This is a genomic window from Microbispora sp. KK1-11 (assembly GCF_006874435.1).
Classification (GTDB): Bacteria; Actinomycetota; Actinomycetes; order Streptosporangiales; family Streptosporangiaceae; genus Microbispora; species Microbispora catharanthi.
In genome coordinates, this window is the sequence record NZ_VIRJ01000005.1 from 101,781 (window position 1) to 120,018 (window position 18,238).

Annotated in this window: 17 protein-coding genes; 10 read left to right on the top strand and 7 right to left on the bottom strand. The window is 71.3% G+C overall.

What is annotated here, in order from left to right; all coding sequences use genetic code 11:
* Nucleotides 1–1,113 precede the first annotated feature (1,113 nt).
* The 3 genes from FLW16_RS09665 to FLW16_RS09675 are packed head-to-tail and all read left to right on the top strand — an operon-like array spanning nt 1,114 to nt 3,951.
* Complete coding sequence (locus tag FLW16_RS09665) at nt 1,114–1,584, top strand: MFS transporter (protein WP_221890977.1); 471 nt, start codon at nt 1,114–1,116, stop codon at nt 1,582–1,584.
* 4 nt (nt 1,585–1,588) lie between these two features.
* The gene (locus FLW16_RS09670; protein ID WP_260615116.1) at nt 1,589–3,388 is read left to right on the top strand and encodes a DEAD/DEAH box helicase; all 1,800 of its coding nucleotides are present in this window, start codon (nt 1,589–1,591) and stop codon (nt 3,386–3,388) included.
* A 2-nt stretch (nt 3,389–3,390) separates the two neighbouring features.
* A complete protein-coding gene (locus FLW16_RS09675) occupies nt 3,391–3,951 on the top strand; it encodes a hypothetical protein (protein WP_142559655.1) in 561 nt (186 codons plus the stop codon).
* Nucleotides 3,952–4,132: 181 nt separating this feature from the next.
* Here the strand turns inward: FLW16_RS09675 and FLW16_RS09680 are convergent, their stop codons facing one another.
* The 3 genes from FLW16_RS09680 to FLW16_RS09690 form a co-directional block, all read right to left on the bottom strand.
* Nucleotides 4,133–4,588: a hypothetical protein gene (locus FLW16_RS09680; RefSeq protein WP_142559656.1), complete on the bottom strand. Its 456-nt coding sequence runs from the start codon at nt 4,586–4,588 to the stop codon at nt 4,133–4,135.
* 252 nt (nt 4,589–4,840) lie between these two features.
* Entirely contained in the window at nt 4,841–5,614 is a 774-nt protein-coding gene (locus FLW16_RS09685; protein WP_142559657.1) for an SDR family NAD(P)-dependent oxidoreductase, read from the bottom strand.
* Between the two features lie 45 nt (nt 5,615–5,659).
* Nucleotides 5,660–6,217 (bottom strand): MarR family winged helix-turn-helix transcriptional regulator, encoded by a 558-nt coding sequence (locus FLW16_RS09690; RefSeq protein ID WP_260615117.1) that lies wholly within the window; start codon nt 6,215–6,217, stop codon nt 5,660–5,662.
* A 111-nt stretch (nt 6,218–6,328) separates the two neighbouring features.
* Here FLW16_RS09690 and FLW16_RS09695 point away from each other — a divergent pair, with 111 nt between their 5' ends.
* The 5 genes from FLW16_RS09695 (at nt 6,329) to FLW16_RS09715 (ending at nt 13,933) form a co-directional block, all read left to right on the top strand.
* Nucleotides 6,329–9,610, top strand: a complete 3,282-nt coding sequence (locus tag FLW16_RS09695) for an efflux RND transporter permease subunit (protein WP_142559658.1) — start codon at nt 6,329–6,331, stop codon at nt 9,608–9,610.
* Between the two features lie 86 nt (nt 9,611–9,696).
* Nucleotides 9,697–10,326: a transcriptional regulator gene (locus FLW16_RS09700; protein ID WP_142559659.1), complete on the top strand. Its 630-nt coding sequence runs from the start codon at nt 9,697–9,699 to the stop codon at nt 10,324–10,326.
* Nucleotides 10,323–11,621 (top strand): MFS transporter, encoded by a 1,299-nt coding sequence (locus FLW16_RS09705; protein ID WP_142559660.1) that lies wholly within the window; start codon nt 10,323–10,325, stop codon nt 11,619–11,621. The genes FLW16_RS09700 and FLW16_RS09705 overlap by 4 nt, the downstream gene beginning before the upstream one ends.
* A gap of 112 nt (nt 11,622–11,733) precedes the next feature.
* Complete coding sequence (gene purB, locus FLW16_RS09710) at nt 11,734–13,161, top strand: adenylosuccinate lyase (protein ID WP_142559661.1); 1,428 nt, start codon at nt 11,734–11,736, stop codon at nt 13,159–13,161.
* A 7-nt stretch (nt 13,162–13,168) separates the two neighbouring features.
* On the top strand, nt 13,169–13,933 hold the full coding sequence (locus FLW16_RS09715; RefSeq protein ID WP_221890978.1) for a GNAT family N-acetyltransferase: 765 nt from the start codon (nt 13,169–13,171) through the stop codon (nt 13,931–13,933).
* 12 nt (nt 13,934–13,945) lie between these two features.
* Here the strand turns inward: FLW16_RS09715 and FLW16_RS09720 are convergent, their stop codons facing one another.
* Entirely contained in the window at nt 13,946–14,683 is a 738-nt protein-coding gene (locus tag FLW16_RS09720) for an HAD family hydrolase (RefSeq protein ID WP_185949338.1), read from the bottom strand.
* 97 nt (nt 14,684–14,780) lie between these two features.
* Between FLW16_RS09720 and FLW16_RS09725 the strand changes: the two genes are divergently transcribed.
* Both FLW16_RS09725 and FLW16_RS09730 read left to right on the top strand, forming a co-directional pair.
* Nucleotides 14,781–15,230, top strand: a complete 450-nt coding sequence (locus FLW16_RS09725; RefSeq protein ID WP_260615119.1) for a helix-turn-helix transcriptional regulator — start codon at nt 14,781–14,783, stop codon at nt 15,228–15,230.
* The gene (locus FLW16_RS09730; protein WP_142559664.1) at nt 15,227–15,670 is read left to right on the top strand and encodes an SRPBCC domain-containing protein; all 444 of its coding nucleotides are present in this window, start codon (nt 15,227–15,229) and stop codon (nt 15,668–15,670) included. Before FLW16_RS09725 ends, FLW16_RS09730 begins: the two co-directional genes overlap by 4 nt.
* Nucleotides 15,671–15,724: 54 nt before the next feature.
* Here the strand turns inward: FLW16_RS09730 and FLW16_RS09735 are convergent, their stop codons facing one another.
* The 3 genes from FLW16_RS09735 to FLW16_RS09745 form a co-directional block, all read right to left on the bottom strand.
* Nucleotides 15,725–16,483, bottom strand: coding sequence for a MerR family transcriptional regulator (locus tag FLW16_RS09735; protein ID WP_142559665.1), 759 nt, complete (start codon nt 16,481–16,483; stop codon nt 15,725–15,727).
* Nucleotides 16,484–16,664: 181 nt separating this feature from the next.
* On the bottom strand, nt 16,665–17,819 hold the full coding sequence (locus tag FLW16_RS09740; protein ID WP_142559666.1) for an RNA polymerase sigma factor: 1,155 nt from the start codon (nt 17,817–17,819) through the stop codon (nt 16,665–16,667).
* A complete protein-coding gene (locus FLW16_RS09745) occupies nt 17,816–18,223 on the bottom strand; it encodes a YciI family protein (protein ID WP_142559667.1) in 408 nt (135 codons plus the stop codon). Before FLW16_RS09745 ends, FLW16_RS09740 begins: the two co-directional genes overlap by 4 nt.
* Nucleotides 18,224–18,238 lie beyond the last annotated feature (15 nt).

Below are 18,238 nucleotides of genomic sequence, written 5' to 3' on the forward strand. Positions count from 1 at the left end.
CAGCAGGGCTGCCCAGCAGGCTGCCCGGGCTCAAGCCCAGGTACAGGGCCGAGGCGTTCAGGGCCAGCAGGATGCCGCGCTGCTCGGGCAGCACCTCCACCAGGCGTGCCTGCTGCGGGGCCATGAACAAGGTGTTGAAGACGGCCCAAAGGCGAACACCGCGACACCGGCTGCGGGCAGGGCTGCCAGGCGGGGTCCTTCAGAACGGACTGGACGAGCAGGGTATTGATGAACACCAGCGTGGACTGCAGCAGGTGCAGGCAGAGTATGGAGACTTCCCATCGACATCGACATCGACATGGGCCGTCACCTCGACCTCGGTCCCGCAGCCTGACCGATCCCGCCCCCTCGGTCACCCCGACGGCCTGGAACTCCTACAGCTACGGCGAGCCGCTACGTATAGCTGATGAACTCAACGAACCGGCCCCGTGCTTCATTGGGGTTCAAAACGCCTGGGGAAGTGTTCATAGAGCTCCTTCTTCAAGAAGTCGAGCCACTCGCAAGGTCAATTCCTTTCACCGATTGAGATCGCCACCCGCTGGGCCCGCGACCACTTCGAATGCCCCATCTCCATTCTCGGTCTCACATAGCGGGAATGCGATCAGCTCCGTCCTCCTGCCTCTCTGTGCATACCCCGGCGAATTCTGTTCCGCCGATCCGGGTGAATTCCAACTCTCCCATTCAAAATTCGCGGGGAAGAACGTTCGGCATGCTGAACCGGCAGACCGAAAGGACCGCTCGCACGGGGTGGCCGTCTTGGGCGCTCTGCCGCTCCAGGCGCCCAGGACGGGCCCGGGGAGCGGCCGCAGTGGCCACTACCACACGGGGCGGGACAGGGCGCGGAGCAGAGGCAGAACACGGGGTGGGGCACGGAATTCACGCGAAGTCAAACAACAGGATCAGAAATTGACAGAGCGCTTGGCGGCATGCCTACGGAAGCACACTAAACCGCCGGCCCGCTCACATCTTCAAGAGTTGACAGAACACTTGGCGGCATGCCCTCGGAGGCGCCGGAAAATCGCCGACCGTTACCGGCCGCCCGGGAATTGACATATGCTCGATGGTTGTCTACGGTCCGCTCGTCGGCTTTTCCAGACCGCATCCGAAGGATTCATGACTACATCCACGTTTCCGAACGCCAGGCAGCAGTTGATTCTTGCCGTTCTCATGGTGTGTTCACTGCTGATCTGGCTGGACAACACCGTCCTGAGTACCACCCTGGAGACCCTCGCGGACCCGGTCCGTGGGCTGAACGCCAGCCCGGCCGAGCTGCAGTGGGCCACCGGCTCGTACACGCTGGCCTTCGCCACCTTGATGTTCACCGCGGGTGCGCTGGGCGACCGCTTCGGCCACCGGGTCGTGCTCGCGGCGGGCCTGGTGGTCTTCGCCGCGTCCTCGGTGTGGGCGGCGTATGCGGGGGACGCGGGGCAGCCGATCGCTCTGCGCGCGGTCCGCAAGCCCGCGGCTGCCGGGGGCGCGCCGGAGCCCGCGCGGGACGGCGGCCCGACCGCGGACGAGACGGCCCCCCGGTCTGGGGTCGAAGACCTGACCCCCCGCGAGGGCGCCGGCGTGGGGGCCCGCTGACGCCATGGGAACCATGCAGAAACTCCCCGAGGCGCGGTCGGACAGTCAGGCCACGTACCTGCCCGACCGGCACATGTTCGCTCTGTGGACCTGGTCCGACGGCGCCGTGGGGGCGGCCCCGCCGGTCGACGACGTCCAGACCATCCCCCTGGTCGTTCCGACGCCGGACCTCGGCGGCCTCAAGGTGTCCGACGTCGATTGCGTGCTGATCGAGCCGGACCGGCTCGTGACCGTGCCCCTCGACTCACCCGGCCGGTCGGTGGACGCCTGGCGGTCGTGGATCGCGGGCGGCGAGCCGGCTCTGCCTATCGCCGCGCACGCGGTCCCCGACGCCACGGGCGTCGCCGTCACCACGGCGGAACACGCGAGCGGCGTCTTCCGCCGCACCACCTTGGTGGGGGCCGAGATGCGCACGGCGCTCACCGCCAAGCTGCGCCCGTATCAGGTGCGCGGGGTGAGCTGGCTGCGCGAGGCCATCGAGACGCACGGCGGCGCGGTGCTGGCCGACGAGATGGGACTCGGCAAGACCCTGCAGACCATCGGCTGTGTCGCCGGACGGGCCGGGAAGGGGCCGCAACTGGTGGTCTGTCCCACGTCGTTGGTGGGGAACTGGGCACACGAGATCGCGCGGTTCGCCCCCGGCCTGCAGGCGACGACCTGGCGCGGCGGGCCGCTGCCCGAGGTGGACAACGGCACGGTGGTGCTCACCGGATACCCCACGCTGCGCACGCACAGCCCGGCCCTGGCGGGGATCCAGTGGAGCACCGCGGTCTTCGACGAGGCGCAGAACCTGAAGAACCCCCGTACGCAGGTGTCGAAGGCCGCGCGCACCATCGCGGCCGACGCGCGGATCGCCCTGACCGGGACGCCCGTCGAGAATCACCTCGACGAGCTGTGGGCCCTGCTCAATCTGGTCGCACCGCACCTGTTCGGGAACCGGACGCAGTTCCGCCGCCGTTTCGTGCGGCAGATCGCGGACGGCTCCCCGGCCGCTTCCGCCAGGCTGCGCGGGGCCATCGAGCCGATCGTGCTGATGCGGAAGAAGTCCCAGGTCGCGGGGTCGCTCCCGCCCAAGATCCACACCGATCTCATCTGCGACCTCACCGAGGAGCAGGAGAGGCTGTACGACCGGCTGCTGGAGCAGGTCATCGACGACGGCTTCGGCAGTGGCGCTCAGCGGCAGACCAAGGTGCTCGCGGTCCTGACCTCGCTCAAGCAGGTCTGCAACCATCCGGGCCTGATCACGGACGACATCGGTGAGCTGTCGGGCCGGTCGGGAAAGCTCGACCTGTGCACCGACATCGTGGCCAACAACTTGGAGAACGACTCTCCGACCCTCGTCTTCACCCAGTACCGGCAGACCGGTGAGCTGCTGGTCCGGCACTTCGCCGAACAGTTCGCGGTGAGTACGCCGTTCTTCCACGGCGGCCTGAACCAGGAGCAACGGGCCGACATCGTCCGCCGGTTCCAGTCCGACGACGGTCCGAAGGTGCTCGTCCTCAGCCTGAAGGCCGGGGGCACCGGGCTCACGCTCACGCGCGCGGCCGACGTCATCCACTTCGACCGGTGGTGGAACCCGGCCGTGGAGGCCCAAGCGTCCGACCGGGTCCACCGGATCGGTCAGACCCGCACGGTCACCGTCACCACCCTGACCACTGGAACCACCATCGAGGAGCACATCGCGGCCATGCACAACCGCAAATCCGCGCTGTCGGACATCACCGACATGTCGAGCGTCGCCGAGCTGACCCGCCTGGACGACGACCGTCTCATCGAGGTCCTGCGCCGGAAGCGAGTCAACTGACCATGGCCGACCACGACTACGGTTACACGAAGTGGGGCAAGGACTGGGTCCGGTTCGCCGAGTCGTTGCGCCAGACCCGTCCCGATCCCCAGCTGCCGAGCGCGCGGCGCATGGCACGCGACGGGAAGGTGCAGATCACGTTCGACGGCCGGACCGTGCGCGCCGTCGTGCACCGAGGTCGCGGCACCTCGGTGGTAACGATCAAGGTCGCGCCGATGTCCGCGGGGGCGACGGCCGAGACCTCCCGTCAGCTGAGCGGCATTCAGCCCCTGCTCACCGACGATCTGTACCGCGCGATCGCCGACGCGGGCCATCCGCTCGCGCCGGTCCTCGACAGCGTCGACTGCTCCTGCCCGGCCGCCACCCCGCGGTGCGTCCATGAGCTTGCCGTCTACTACGACATGGCGCGGCGCATCGACGACGATCCCCGCATCGCTCTCGACGTGCAGGGCTTCTTCCGCGCTTCGGCGGGCGGCGGCCAAGCGCCCGCCGAAGCGACGGCGCAGCGCTGGATCGCGCTCAACTCCCTTGATCCGGCCGCCTACTTCACGGTGGCCGAGTGACCGGGGGTCGGGGTGATTCGGAACGAGATCCGGCGTTCACGGGTCTATGCAGGTCAGCGGGTCGGGCCCGGCCGGTGCGGCAGGGCGGGGTTGACGCCGGATCCCGTTCGATCTCACAACGCAGGATCAGCGGGGTTCCTCGGGCCGGCGGAAGCGGAGGGCCGTCATGGTCGCCGCGGCGTCACGACCCGTGGCGGACCGGCATGTTCTGCCCGAGCCAGCAGGCGTCCGGCTGGGATCCGCAGAAGGCGGACTGCACCTCGAACGCGCCTTGGTCGGTGATGGCCTGCTGCGCCTTTCCCCGGACGAAGGTGGGACTGATGACGCCGGTCAGGTTCTGGTTGAAACGGCCCGCGCCGGACTGCCCCTGGCCAGCGCCCGCGCGCCCCCCTTTGATCACCTGACCGCCGCCCGCGCGCCCTCTTCTGATCATCTGGCCGCCGCCTCCGCCCGGGCCGGGGCTGCGGAGAGCGGTGAGCCGCTCACGCGGGTGATGCGGGGCGACGCGGGCGATCGCGGGCTGCGCGACCACGACCCCCGCCACGATCACGATCGCGGCCACGGCCAGCCGCCGGATCGACAGGCCCATCGCGGGGGCCTTGGTGTCGCGCGGGTCGCGCGCGCGGGAGCGGGACATCTCGGTATGCGCCTTCCTGTTCCTGACCCGGCGTTCGCTGTCGCTCGTCCTGTTCCGCCGGGATGTGACCCTCATACCCGGGCCTGGAACTCCGTAGCTGCGGCGCGGGGCCAAGTAGCGATCAGCTATCGTCCACGGCGCCGGAAACCCGCAGGCAGACCGGAGAGGTGCGACTGCTGGATCGGCTGGACACGCTCGAGTGCGCTGTCGGGGTGATGCCGCTGGGGTCGCGGACGAGCGGCGCCGTCGCCGCTAGTGCACGCTGAAGCCGCCGTCGACGCAGATGGCCTGACCGGTGACGTACGACGAGGCGTCGGAGGCGAGGAAGACGGCCACGCCGCGGAAGTCGTCGGGAACGCCGTTGCGCCCGGTCATGGACCGGGCGGCCAGTTGCTCCACCCGCCCGGGGACGGCCTGGGCGGGCGCGGTCAGCGGGGTCAGGACGAAGCCGGGGATGATCGTGTTGCTGGTGACCCCGTGCGCCGACCACGCCTCGGCCTGGGAGCGGGTCAGGCCGCAGACGGCGGCCTTGGCCGCGCCGTAGACGCCGCTGTCGCCGAAGGCGCTGATCGACTGCTGGGAGCCGATGTTGATGATCCGCCCCCGGCCCCGGGCGGCCATGCGGGGACCGAAGTGCTGCCCGAGCAGGAACGGCGCCGTGAGGTTGACGGCGATGGTCTGGTCGTAGTCGTCGACGGTCAGCTCGGCCATGGGCCTTCGGATGTTGTTGGCGGCGTCGTTGACGAGGATGTCGATCTCGCCGAAGAAGTCCTCCGCCTCCTCGCACACGCGGGCGACGTCGGCGCGCTCGCCGAGGTCGGCGCTGATCGCGGCCGCGCGCACGCCGTGGCCTTCGAGTCTGCCGACGGCCTCGGCCAGTTCCTTGCGCCGCCGGGCGACCAGGACCACGGCCGCCCCGGCGCGTCCGAGGGCCTCGGCGACGGCGTATCCGATGCCGGAGCTGCCTCCGGTGACCAGGGCGACGCGGCCGGTGAGGGAGAAGAGTTCCTCGGTGTAGATCGGCATATCGCCGGAAGGTAGCAGCAGGCCGGGGCGGGCCCGGCGGCCGGGTCAGGCGGTATCGGCGTCTTCGGCGTGCATCTCGCGCATCACGTCCTCGATCCTGCGCATCACCGTCTCCATGGTGCGCAGCGTCTCGGTGTCGAGGCGCCGCAGGAGGCGGATGTAGCCGCCGGTGCCGGCTTCGATGATCTCGCTGGTGAGCCGCCGGCCGGCCTCGGTGAGCTGGACGCGGCGTACGCGGCGGTCGTGGGGATCCTCGTGACGGCTGGCCAGGCCCTGGGCGACCACGCGGTCGACGATGCCGGTGACGGTGGCCAGGCCGACGCCGAGGTGGCGGGCGAGTTCCTGCCCGGAGGTGGAGCCGGCGAACGACAGGAACATGACGACCTTGAGCTGCTGCATGGTGAGAGTGGAGGCCAGCAGCGGCATCGAGCGGTCGCGGGCGAAGAATCGGCCCATGCTGCGCTGCAGCTCCGCGAGGCGGGAGATGAGGCACCCGCGCTCGGGGTCCTCTCCGATCTCCCTGAGGGTGGCGGGGTCGTCCTGCGGGCGGGGGTCGGCCGCCGCGCCGGTTGCGGCGCGGCGCTCGGCTGGGCTGTCGTTCACTGTCACCTCTCGGGTCAAGAGGTTACCAGCCGTTAATGCGACAGCTGAATGTTCGGACAAGGCGAAGTGTTAGGCTTAGGCAAATACTTTTCCCCGATGTCAGGAGCTCGGATGACCTCCTTGGCCAGGCTGAGCCTTGCCAACCGCACTCTCGTGATCATGATCACGCTGGTGCTCGCGGGTTTGGGCTTGTTCGCGATTCCCTCGCTGAAGCAACAGCTTTTCCCGTCGCTGGAGTTCCCGGCGGCGTTCACGGTGGCGAGTTATCCGGGTGCCGCTCCTGAGATCGTGGAGGAGCAGGTCACCAAGCCGATCGAGAGCGCGTTCCAGGGTATCGCCGGTGTCACCGACATCACCTCCACCTCGCGGGAGGGGATGTCCCAGGTGCAGGTGGCCTATGAGTACGGCACCGACATCGACCAGATGATCGGGAAGATGCAGCAGGCCGTGAGCCGGATCAAGGCGCAGCTTCCGGCCGACGTCGATCCGCAGGTGGTCGCGGGCAGCACCGACGACATCCCGGTGATGGCGATCGCGGTCGGCGACGGCGGCGACCAGCACGCCATGCTCGACAAGATCGAGAAGATCATGGTGCCGGAGCTGCAGTCGATCGAGGGCGTCCGTGACGTCACCGTCAGCGGCGCCAGTGAGGAACAGGTCGTCATCACCCCCGACCAGGGCAGGCTCGCCCTGCGGGGGCTGTCGGCCGCGGCCATCCCCGACCTCCTGCGGGCCAACGGGGTGTCCATCCCGGCCGGCACGCTGACCGAGGACGGCAAGTCGCTGACCGTGCAGATCGGCGACCCGGTGCGTACGGTCAAGGACCTGGAGAACCTCTACCTTGCCCCCGCCGCGCCCGCGGCCGGTCAGGGCGCCGCGGCCGGACAGCGCGGCGGCGCGAGCGCAGGACAGGGCTCAGGACAGGGCGCGGGGCAGGGCGCTGCCGCCGGGCAGAGCGCGGCGCCGGCGGCGGCGCAGGCGCGGGCCGCAGCGGCCCGGCCGAAGCCGGTCAAGCTCGGCGACGTGGCCGCCATCAAGGTCGAGGACGCCTCCGCGGCCACGCTCACCCGCACCAACGGCACCCCGAGCCTCGGCGTGTCGATCACGATGGTGCCCGACGGCAACGCCGTGCAGATCTCCCACGACGTGAACGACGCCCTGCCGGACCTGACCCGCGCCCTCGGCGACAGCGCCGAGCTGACCGTGGTGTTCGACCAGGCGCCGTACGTCGAGCGGTCCATCGAGGACCTCACCACCGAGGGCCTGCTGGGCCTGGCGTTCGCCGTGCTCGTGATCCTGGTGTTCCTGCTGTCGGTCCGCTCGACCCTGGTCACGGCCGTGTCGATCCCCCTGTCGGTGGTGATCGCGCTGATCGCGCTGTGGATCGGCGACTACTCGCTGAACCTGCTGACGCTGGGGGCGCTGACGATCGCCGTGGGCCGGGTGGTCGACGACTCGATCGTGGTGCTGGAGAACATCAAGCGCCATCTCGCCTACGGCGAGGAGAAGCGGCGGGCGATCCTGGGCGCGGTGCGCGAGGTGTCCGGCGCGGTGACGGCCTCGACGCTCACGACGGTCGCGGTGTTCCTGCCGATCGCCTTCGTCGGCGGGATGGTGGGGCAGCTGTTCAGCCCGTTCGCGATCACGGTGACCGTGGCGCTGCTTGCGTCGCTGCTGGTGGCGCTGACCGTCATCCCGGTGCTGGCGTACTGGTTCCTCAAGGCGCCGGCGCTCACGCCGCAGGAGGCGCAGGCCGTACGCGAGGACGCCGAGCGCAGGGAGCTGCGCAGCCCGCTGCAGCGGATCTACCTGCCGGTGCTGCGGTTCGCGACGAGGCGGCGCCTGATCACTGTGCTGATCGGGGTGGTGGTGTTCGTCGCCACGATGGCGCTGGCGCCCAACCTGAAGACGAACTTCCTCGACAACTCGGGCAACGACACCACGCAGATCAGCCAGCGGATGCCGGCCGGGACCGACCTGGCGACCACCGACGCGGCGGCCAAGAAGGTCGAGGCGGTGCTCGCGGCCGACGGGGGCGTGAAGTCCTACCAGGTGACGGTCGGCGGCGGGAACCGCTTCCTCGGCGGGGTGGGCGGCGGCTCCGACCACGCGTCGTTCTCGGTCACGCTGAAGGAGGGCGTGGAGACCTCCGCCCTGGAGGACCGGCTGCGGGACAGGCTGAAGGGCCTGACGGGAATCGGCGACGTCACGGTCGGCGGCAGCGGCGGCGGGTTCAACTCCGACCAGGTGCAGGTCATCGTGCAGGGCTCGGACCAGGCCGCGCTGAAGACGGCCGCCACCACGGTGCGCGACACCATGGCCGGGATCGACGGGCTGCGGGACGTCGCCTCCAACCTCGAAGACAGCGTCCCGCGGGTCGAGGTGCACGTGGACCGGGAGAAGGCCGCCGCCAGGGGCCTGACCGAGGCCGGGATCGGGCAGCTGGTCGCGCAGGCGTTCCGCGGCGCGCCGCTCGGCTCGATCGACGTCGACGGCCGCTCCAGCGACGTGATCCTGCGCGCCGGCGGTGACGCGCCCGACGACATCGCGGCGATCAGGAAGCTCGCGATCCCCACGGCGACGGGCATGGTGAAGCTCGGCGACGTCGCCGACGTGGTGAAGGCCGACGGCCCGATCCAGATCACCCGGCAGGACGGCGACCGCACCGCGACGGTGTCGGGCACCGCCGACGCGTCCAACCTGGGTGCGATCACCACGAAGGTCACCGACAAGCTGAAGACGCTGACGCTGCCGGCCGGGGTGACGTACAAGATCGGCGGTGCGAGCTCCGACCAGCAGGACGCGTTCGCCGACCTGGGGATGGCCATGCTGCTCGCGGTGGCGATCGTCTTCATGATCATGGTGGCGACGTTCCGCAGCCTGGTGCAGCCGCTGATCCTGCTGGTGTCGATTCCGTTCGCGGCGACCGGCGCGATCGGGCTGCTGCTGGTCACCGACACGGCGCTCGGCGTGCCCGCGCTGATCGGCATGCTGATGCTGATCGGCATCGTCGTCACCAACGCGATCGTGCTGATCGACCTGATCAACCAGTACCGCGAGCAGGGGCTGGGCGTGGTGGAGGCGGTCATGGAGGGCGGCCGGCGGCGGCTTCGCCCGATCCTGATGACCGCGATCGCGACGATCTGCGCGCTCACTCCGATGGCGCTGGGCGTGACCGGTTCGGGCGGGTTCATCTCCCAGCCGCTGGCCATCGTCGTGATCGGCGGCCTGATCTCCTCGACGCTGCTCACGCTGGTGCTGGTGCCGACGCTCTACACGATGGTGGAGCGGCTCAAGGAGCGCATGCGCCGTACGCCGAAGCAGCCCGCCTCGGGCGACGGGGACGGTGACCTGACCGTGTACGGCAAGGAGGCCCTCGAACCGGCCAAGTGAGCCCGGCCGCCACACAGATACAAATGCGAACAGTTCTTCGCGAAGAAATCTTTGCGAAGAACTGTTTGCGGTTTATGGTTGGGGCCATGACCGATCATGGCGAAACGCCGTACTCTCCGGCGGCGGAGGACGCGGTCGTCCTGGACGCCAAGGGCCTTCGTGCCCTCGCACATCCGGTGCGCGTCCAGGTGGTGGGCCTGCTGCGCAAGCACGGCCCGTCGACGGCCACCCGGCTCGCCGAGCTGCTCACCATCAACTCCGGCGCGGCCAGCTACCACCTGCGCCGGCTCGCCGCCGCGGGCTTCGTCGAGGAGGACACCGCGCGCGGGAACGCACGGGAACGCTGGTGGCGCGCGGTCCACCGGTCGACCTGGCTCAACGATCCGGACCTGATCGAGCGGGAGCCCGAGGCGACGATGGCGTACCTGCAGTCGGTCGCCGCCACCCACACCCTGCGCGTCCAACGGGCGATCAACGAGCTCCAGACGATGCCACCCGCGTGGCGCAACGCCGTCGACATGAGCGACTGGGCGCTGCGGCTGACCCCGCAGGAGGCCACCGCCCTGCGGGAGGAGCTGTGGGCGGTCGTCACGCGATACCCCAGGGACAGCCCGGAGGCGGCCGGCGCCCCGGAGGATGCCGAGCGGGTGACGGTGATCGCGCACATCCTGCCCGAACCGGACGCGCCCACCGCCCAGGAAGACGACGCCCGATGACGGTAGAGGACGGCGCCGCCGGCGGTTCTTCCCGCGCGCGCAGGCTACGGCCGCTGGGCGGGCTGCTCGCGGCCATGGCGGTCGCGTTGACCGGCACCCGGGTGTCGGCCATCGCACTGCCGTGGTTCGTGCTGGTCACGACCGGCAGCGCCACCCAGACCGGGCTGGTGGCCTTCTGCGAGATGACTCCGTACGTGGTGGTCAAGGCGCTGACCGGGCCGCTGGTGGACCGGGCCGGTCCGCGGGTCGTCTCCTGGAGCACCGATGCGGTCAGCGCGGCCGCGGCCGGCGCGATTCCCCTCCTGCACGCCGCGGGCCTGCTGTCCTTCCCCGTGCTGCTGGCCCTGGTCGCGGTGATCGGCGCCGTTCGCGGCCCCGGCGACCTGGCCAAGGAGGTGATGGTCCCGGAGGCGGCCGAGCGCGCCGGCGTGCCGCTGGAGCGCGCCACCGGCCTGTCCGGCGTGACCGAGCGGCTGGCCTCGACCATCGGTCCGGCGGTCGGCGGCCTCCTGGTGGCGTTGCTGGGCCCGCTGACCGGTCTCGTGCTCAACGCCGCGTGCTTCGCCCTCGGGTCGCTGATCATCTCGCTGGCCCTGCCGCGCGGTATGGGTCACCCGGCCGACGAAGCCCCTGCCGCAACCGGCTACTGGCGGCGTTTCGGCGAGGGCTTCGCCTTCCTGCGCGGCGAGCCGCTGCTGCTCACCATCATCGTCATGGTCGGGATCACCAACCTGCTCGACGCGGCGTTCAGCACCGTCCTGCTGCCCGTGTGGGCCCAGCAATCCGGCAACGGCCCGACGGCGATCGGATTGAGCAACGGCGTGTGGAGCGCCACGGCGGTCGCCGGAAGCCTGGTCGCCGCGGCCGTCGCGCACCGGATGCCGCGCCGGGTCGTGTTCTTCGCCGGGTTCCTGCTGGCCGGGGCGCCGCGGTTCCTGGTGCTGGCCGCCGACGCGCCGATGTGGGCGGTGCTGGCGGTGTTCGTGGTGAGCGGGGCCGGTGGGGGCTTCCTCAATCCGATCCTCGGGGCGATCGCCTTCGAGCGGGTGCCGCACGGCCTGCGCGGCCGGGTGAACGCGCTGGGCGACTCGATGGCGTGGGCGGGCATCCCTCTGGGCGGGCTGATCGCCGGGGCCGCGGTGGCGTGGTCAGGGCTCGCACCGGTGCTGCTGACGGCCGGCGCGGCCTACTTCCTGACCACCAACCTGGCCGCGCTGCTGCCGCAGTGGCGTGAGATGGACCGCCTGCGCGGCCGGGGCGCTCGGGAGTCCCGGGCGGCCGAGCCTGTCGTGTGACGGCGAGCCTGGTGTCGTTCTTCGTCCCGGTGCCGGCCGTGGCGTGAGACCCCCGTGCCTGCCCGGCACCTGCGGACAGCCGGAACGTACGGGCTCAATAGACTGGGCCAACGTGAATGCCAAGCCGCGTATCCCGAATGTCCTGGCCGCCCGTTACGCTTCGCCGGAGCTGGCCCGTCTGTGGTCTCCCGAGCACAAGGTGGTGCTGGAGCGCAGGCTCTGGCTCGCCGTGCTCAGGGCCCAGGCCGACCTCGGGATCGAGGTGCCCGAGCAGGCCGTCGCCGACTACGAGAAGGTGGCCGAGCAGGTCGACCTGGCCTCCATCGCCGAGCGGGAGAAGGTCACACGGCACGACGTGAAGGCCCGCATCGAGGAGTTCAACGCCCTGGCCGGGCACGAGCATGTCCACAAGGGCATGACCTCCCGCGACCTGACCGAGAACGTCGAGCAGTTGCAGATCCGCGACAGCCTGCTGCTGGTGCGCGGCAGGGTCGTGGCGCTGCTGGCCCGCCTGGGCCGCCTGGCCGCCGAGCACTCCTCGACCGTCATGGCGGGGCGCTCGCACAACGTCGCCGCGCAGGCGACCACGCTCGGCAAGCGCTTCGCGACCGCCGCCGACGAGCTGCTGGTTGCCTACGAGCGGCTGGAGGACCTGCTGGAGCGCTACCCGCTGCGGGGGATCAAGGGCCCGGTCGGCACCGCGCAGGACATGCTCGACCTGCTCGGCGGCGAGGAGCGGCTGGCCGCGCTGGAGGACCGCGTCGCCGCGCACCTGGGGTTCGCCCGCCGCTTCACCAGCGTCGGCCAGGTCTACCCCCGCTCACTCGACTACGACGTGCTGACCGCGCTGGTGCAGCTGGCCGCCGCCCCGTCGTCCCTGGCCAAGACCATCCGCCTGATGGCCGGGCACGAGCTGGTCACCGAGGGCTTCAAGGAAGGCCAGGTCGGCTCGTCGGCGATGCCGCACAAGATGAACACCCGCTCCTGCGAGCGCGTCAACGGCCTCACCGTGATCCTGCGCGGGTACGCCTCGATGGCCGGGGAGCTCGCCGGCGACCAGTGGAACGAGGGCGACGTGTCGTGCTCGGTCGTCCGCCGGGTCGCCCTGCCCGACGCGTTCTTCGCCTTCGACGGCCTGGTGGAGACCATGCTGACCGTGCTGGACGAGTTCGGCGCGTTCCCGGCGGTCATCGAGGCCGAGCTGGGCCGCTACCTGCCGTTCCTCGCCACGACCAAGATGCTCATGGCGGCCGTGCGGGCCGGGGTCGGCCGCGAGACCGCCCACGAGATCATCAAGGAGCACGCGGTCGCCTCGGCGCTGGCCATGCGATCGCGCGGCGTGGGCAACGAGCTGCTCGACCGGCTGGCCGCCGACGATCGTTTCCCGCTCGGCCGGGCCGAACTCGACGCGCTGCTGGCCGACCGTGCCTCCTTCGCGGGCGCGGCCGCCGGTCAGGTGGCGGCCGTGGCCGCGCGGGTCGGCGAGATCACCGCGCGCCATCCCGACGACGCCGCCTACGTCCCGGGCGCGATCCTTTAGGACACGCGTGCGTGAACTGGTGAGCGAGGCCGAGGTCGTCGCCGCCTCGGACGACGACGACCTCGTCGTGTGGGCGGCGCAGGGCATGCGGCCCGGCGTACGCGCCTGGGCGTACGGGGACGCGGTGGCGGTGGCCAGCCCCGAGGCGTCCCGGCGCGACCGCCTGATGGTGCGGGGCACGACCGCCCAGGTCGTCCCGCTTGTGCGGCACGCCCTGGCCGAGGCCGGGCCGTCCTACCGGCCCCTCGGCGACGCCGAGCTGATCGAACAGGTCGTCGAGGCCGTGCCGGAGCTGGAGCCGGCGGTCCGCTTCTCCTGGATGGGCACCGAGAAGCTCGCCCCGCCCCGCCAGGAGGTGACAGGTCAGGAGGTGACGGGCCGCGAGGGGGCGGCCTGCTGGCTGGCGGACTCCGCCGCCCCGGAGGTGGCGGCGCTGCTCGCCGCCGCCAACCCCGGCTCCTACGCCGTGCCAGGCCTGCCGCGCGTACGCCGCTGGGCCGGCGTCCGGGACGGCTCGGGCGCCCTGCTGGCGGTCGCGGCCGACGCGTGGTCCGCGCCGACGGTGGGCCTGCTCGCCGGCGTCGCGACCGCCGCGCCGGCGCGGGGACGCGGGCTGGGGGAGCGGGTGTGCAGGTTCGTGGCGACCGCGCTGCTTGCGGAGCACGGCCGCGCGGCGCTGATGGTGGACGACTGGAATCGGGCGGCCGTCGTCGTCTACGAACGGCTCGGCTTCGCCCGCCGCCGCGTCGCCGCCACCGGCCTGCGCACCTGAGACTTTCGCGGTTCAGGCGGCGCGTGACGGGCCGAGCAGGCGCGGACTCAGCGCGGTCAGCACATCGGGCAGATCGCGCAGCGTGGTGATCCTCCTGACGGCGGGGGAGGAGGCGCCCGGCTCGGCGCGGTAGCGGTCGAGCCACACCCCCTGCATGCCCGCCCGGGTGGGGGCGACCGCGTCGAGCAGGAGGTTGTCGCCGACCATGAGCACCTCCTGCGGGCGCAGGCCGAGCTTCGCCGCCGCCTCGCGGTAACACCGCGGGGCGGGCTTGAACGCGCCGAGCGTGTCGGGCGTCAGCACCACCTCCATGCGGTCCATCAGCCCGATGCGGCGTAGTTTGGCCTCCTGCTGCACGGCCACACCGTTGGTGAGCACGCCCAGCACGGGGGCGTCGTCGAGGGCCGCCAGCGCGTCCAGCGTCTCGGGCACGTCGGTGAAGGCGGCCCAGGCCGACTCGTAGTGGGTCAGGAAGCCGGCGAAGGCCACGTCCGGGTCGGACGGCTCGGGCAGCCCGAGCCGCCGGCAGAACTCGCGCAGCCGCCGGCGCCGCTGCTCGGCGAACGAGCACTCCCCGGCCTGCCACGCGGGTACGTGCTTGTCCTCCAGGTCGAGCCACAGCGCCGGCGTCTCCGGCAGCAGCTCGTGACCGGGGCAGACCGACTCGGTCCAGCGGGTCGCGGCGTGCGCGACCGCCCGGCGATGATCGAAAAGGGTCTCGTCGAGGTCGAACAGAATGGCCCTGATCACGAGTCCCCATCTTGACTGGGCCTTGTTACCAACGCGTTTCCTGGCTGTGAAGTCCCCGGAGATGACAGGTAGGAAATTTCCTACCTATTATGGTGCCGTGGACGTCACCCCCACCGCCGTACGGCAGTCGTCACCGGCGGAAGACGAGATCTTCGCCGCACTCGCCAGCCCGGTGCGGCGCGAGGTGCTGCGCCTGCTCCGCGAGCGCGGCCCCCAATCCGTGCAGGAGCTGGCCTCCTGCTTCTCCATGGCCCGGCCCAGCTTCTCCGAGCACCTGCGGGTGCTGCGCGAGGCGGGCCTGGTCAGTGAACGCAGGGACGGCAGGCGCCGGCTCTACCGTCTGGAGCCCGTCCCGCTCGTCCGCGTCCGCGACTGGCTGGACCCCTACGAGCGGTTCTGGCGCGACAGGCTGTCCGCCCTGCGCCACCTGCTCGACGACACCGAAATCACAGACACCGGAACCACAGACACCGGAACCGGCGCCGGCGGCCACCCGCACGACAGCGGCAGCGGCCACCGGACGGACCAGAACGAGGAGAGGCCATGACCGACGACGACCCGACCGTGCTGCGCCTGGACGAATACCTGGCGCACCCGCCCGCCCGCGTGTGGCAGGCCCTGACCGACCCCGACCTGCTGGCTCAGTGGTTCATGCCGGGAGACTTCCGCCTGAGCGTGGGACACCGCTACACGATGCGCGGGACGGCCATGCCCGGCACCGGGTTCTCCGGCACCGTCCAGGCCGAGGTGCTGGCCTTCGAGCCCGAGCGCATGCTCCGCCTGGGCTGGCGCGACGCCGATCCCGCCGGCCTCAGCGGCGCCGACTGGACGATCACCTGGACGCTCGAACCCGAAGGCCGCGGCACCCGGCTGTTCCTCACCCACGAGGGCTTCGACCCCGGCAACGAGATGCAGCGGCGGGCCCGCTCCATCATGGACGGCGGATGGCGCCGCCTGATGACCGGCTCGCTCGCCGCCGTACTGTGACCCGCTGAGCGGACCAGACCGAGCGGCCCAGACCGAGCGGACCACCATCCGGGGTCAGGCGTGCCGCGCCGCGTTGGCGTGGATCGCGTCGCGGACATAGCGGCTCAGCCCCTCGGCGACCCGCTCGTAGTTCGCGGCGAAGCGCGGATCGGTCACGTACATCTCCCCGAGACCCTTGTGGATCTCGTAGGTGCAGTCGTAGAACCAGCGGGTGATGTGCGCGCGGTGCCGTTCGGCCACGTCCGTCGCCCGCTCGCCCTCCGCGGGCGCCCCTTCGGCGAAAGCCGCCGCGAACGCCTGCAGCACCTCGCCGGCCTCCGCCGTGATGGCCCGCCAGTCGTCCTTGGTGTAGCGGGCCGTCCGGCGGTGGCTCTGCTCGAACGCGTCGGTGCCGCCCCAGCGTTCCTCCGCCTCCTCGGCGTACTGCTCGGGATCGAAGTCGCCGAACACCTCGAACCGCTCCTGCGGCGTGAGGGAAATGCCCATCTTCCTCGCCTCCATCACACGTTCGACCGCCGCCGCCATCGCCTCCAGCCGCCCGATCCTGCGCCGCAGCAACTCGTGCTGGCGGCGCAGGTGGGTCACCGGGTCCGCGCCCGGATCGTCGAGGATGACGGCGATCTCCTCCAGGGAGAACCCGAGCTCCCGGTAGAACAGCACCTGCTGCAGCCGGTCGAGGTCCGGTTCGCTGTAGCGCCGGTATCCGGCGGCCGACCGCTCGGTGGGCCGCAGCAGCCCGATCTCGTCGTAGTGGTGCAGCGTGCGCACCGTGATCCCCGCGAAGCGGGCGACCTGGCCGACCGAGTAGCCCATGGGCTCTCCTCCCTTCCGGAGTCCAAGCCTGCGGCCTCCCGCCGCGTGAGGGTCAACCCGATCGCGCCGCGATGAAAGTTTCCGGCCGGTTCACGCGACCGACCAGCAGGAATGACAGGTATCGGCGTGTGAACACCCGGCCGCCGGGGGCCGTACACCCCCGGCGGCCTCACTGTGCTCACTACTGTGCTGACTGGCGCAGCAGTTGCCGCACCCGTGCGGCCTCTCGGGTGAGGTGGTCGCGTTCCGGCACGCTGGTGGCGGCGCGGGAGGCCTCCGCGTACAGCTCGGCGGCGCGCTGGAGGTCGCCGGCGCGTTCGTGCAGGTATGCCGTCACCGCGGCGTAGCGGGGCAGGCCGGGGTCCACGCCGGCCAGCGCCGCCAGGCCGGCCTGCGGCCCGTCGGCCTCGCCGACCGCCACTGCGCGGTTGAGCCGCACGACCGGGCTGCCGGTGAGGAGCAGCAGTTCGTCGTACCACTCCACGATCTGCACCCAGTCCGTCTCGCAGGCGCTGCGGGCGTCGGCGTGCAGGGCGGCGATCGCGGCCTGCGCCTGGTATTCGCCCAGCCGGTCGCGGGCCAGCGCGGCCTGCAGGATCGTCACCCCTTCGGCGATCAGGCCGGTGTCCCAGCGCGACCGGTCCTGCTCGGCGAGGGGCACGAGGCGACCTCCCGGGCCGGTGCGGGAGGCGCGGCGCGCGTGGTGCAGCAGCATGAGCGCGAGCAGCCCGGCGACCTCGGGCTCGCCGGTCAAGGCGACGAGCTGGCGGGTCAGGCGGATCGCCTCGGCCGCCAGGTCGACGTTTCCTCCGTACCCCTCGTTGAAGACGAGGTAGAGCACCCGCAGCACCGTCCCGAGATCGCCGGGCTGGTCGAGCGGCAGCCCCGCGATCTTCCGCTTGGCCCGGCTGATCCGCTGGGCCATGGTCGCCTCGGGGACGAGGTGGGCCGCCGCGATCTGCCGCGTGGTCAGGCCGCCGACCGCGCGCAGCGTCAGCGCGACGGCCGAGCTCTGCGGCAGGGTGGGGTGCGCGCACAGGAAGTACAGCCGCAGGGTGTCGTCGGTGGCGGGCGCAGGACCGGCGGGAGGCTCGGCCTCCACGGTCAGTTCCCGCCCCCGCCGCGACGCCTCGGCACGCGCGGCGTCGAGGAACCTGCGCCAGGCGACCGCGACGAGCCACGCCTTCGGATCGCGCGGCGGATCGCCGGGCCAGGTTTCCAGCGCCCGGATCAGGGCCTCCTGCACGGCGTCCTCGGCCGACGCGAAGTCGGCTCCGCGCCGGACGAGGACACCGATCACCGCGGGTACGAGCTCCCGCACCAGCGACTCGTTCACTCGGTGACCGTGGGCGGCTCGGTGAGGAACGGCCGGACCTCGAGCCACTCGTGGATTGGCTCGCCGCGGGGCCCGGGGGCGGCGGACAGCTCCCCGGCCAGCTCGACCGCGCGGTCCCACGACTCCACGTCGATGATCATCCAGCCGGCGATGAGGTCTTTCGTCTCGGCGAACGGGCCGTCGGTCACCGGCGGGCGCCCCTCGCCGTCGTACCGCACGAACGTGCCCTCGGGTGACAGCGCCTGCTCGCCGACGAACTCGCCCGTCTCCTCCAGGCGTGCGGCGAAGTCGCGCATGAACTGCACGTGCGCGTCGACCTCCTCCGGCGTCCACTGGTCCAACGACCCGTAGTCGACGACGGGGGCCGGGCCACCTCGGTAGTGCTTCAGCAGCAGGTACTTCACGGTGGTTCTCCTTCT

Coding starts and splice junctions, on each gene's coding strand:
- FLW16_RS09665 (WP_221890977.1), top strand. CDS start 1,114: ATGACTACATCCACGTTTCCGAACGCCAGGCAGCAGTTGATTCTTGCC.
- FLW16_RS09670 (WP_260615116.1), top strand. CDS start 1,589: ATGGGAACCATGCAGAAACTCCCCGAGGCGCGGTCGGACAGTCAGGCC.
- FLW16_RS09675 (WP_142559655.1), top strand. CDS start 3,391: ATGGCCGACCACGACTACGGTTACACGAAGTGGGGCAAGGACTGGGTC.
- FLW16_RS09680 (WP_142559656.1), bottom strand. CDS start 4,588: ATGTCCCGCTCCCGCGCGCGCGACCCGCGCGACACCAAGGCCCCCGCG.
- FLW16_RS09685 (WP_142559657.1), bottom strand. CDS start 5,614: ATGCCGATCTACACCGAGGAACTCTTCTCCCTCACCGGCCGCGTCGCC.
- FLW16_RS09695 (WP_142559658.1), top strand. CDS start 6,329: ATGACCTCCTTGGCCAGGCTGAGCCTTGCCAACCGCACTCTCGTGATC.
- FLW16_RS09700 (WP_142559659.1), top strand. CDS start 9,697: ATGACCGATCATGGCGAAACGCCGTACTCTCCGGCGGCGGAGGACGCG.
- FLW16_RS09705 (WP_142559660.1), top strand. CDS start 10,323: ATGACGGTAGAGGACGGCGCCGCCGGCGGTTCTTCCCGCGCGCGCAGG.
- FLW16_RS09730 (WP_142559664.1), top strand. CDS start 15,227: ATGACCGACGACGACCCGACCGTGCTGCGCCTGGACGAATACCTGGCG.
- FLW16_RS09735 (WP_142559665.1), bottom strand. CDS start 16,483: ATGGGCTACTCGGTCGGCCAGGTCGCCCGCTTCGCGGGGATCACGGTG.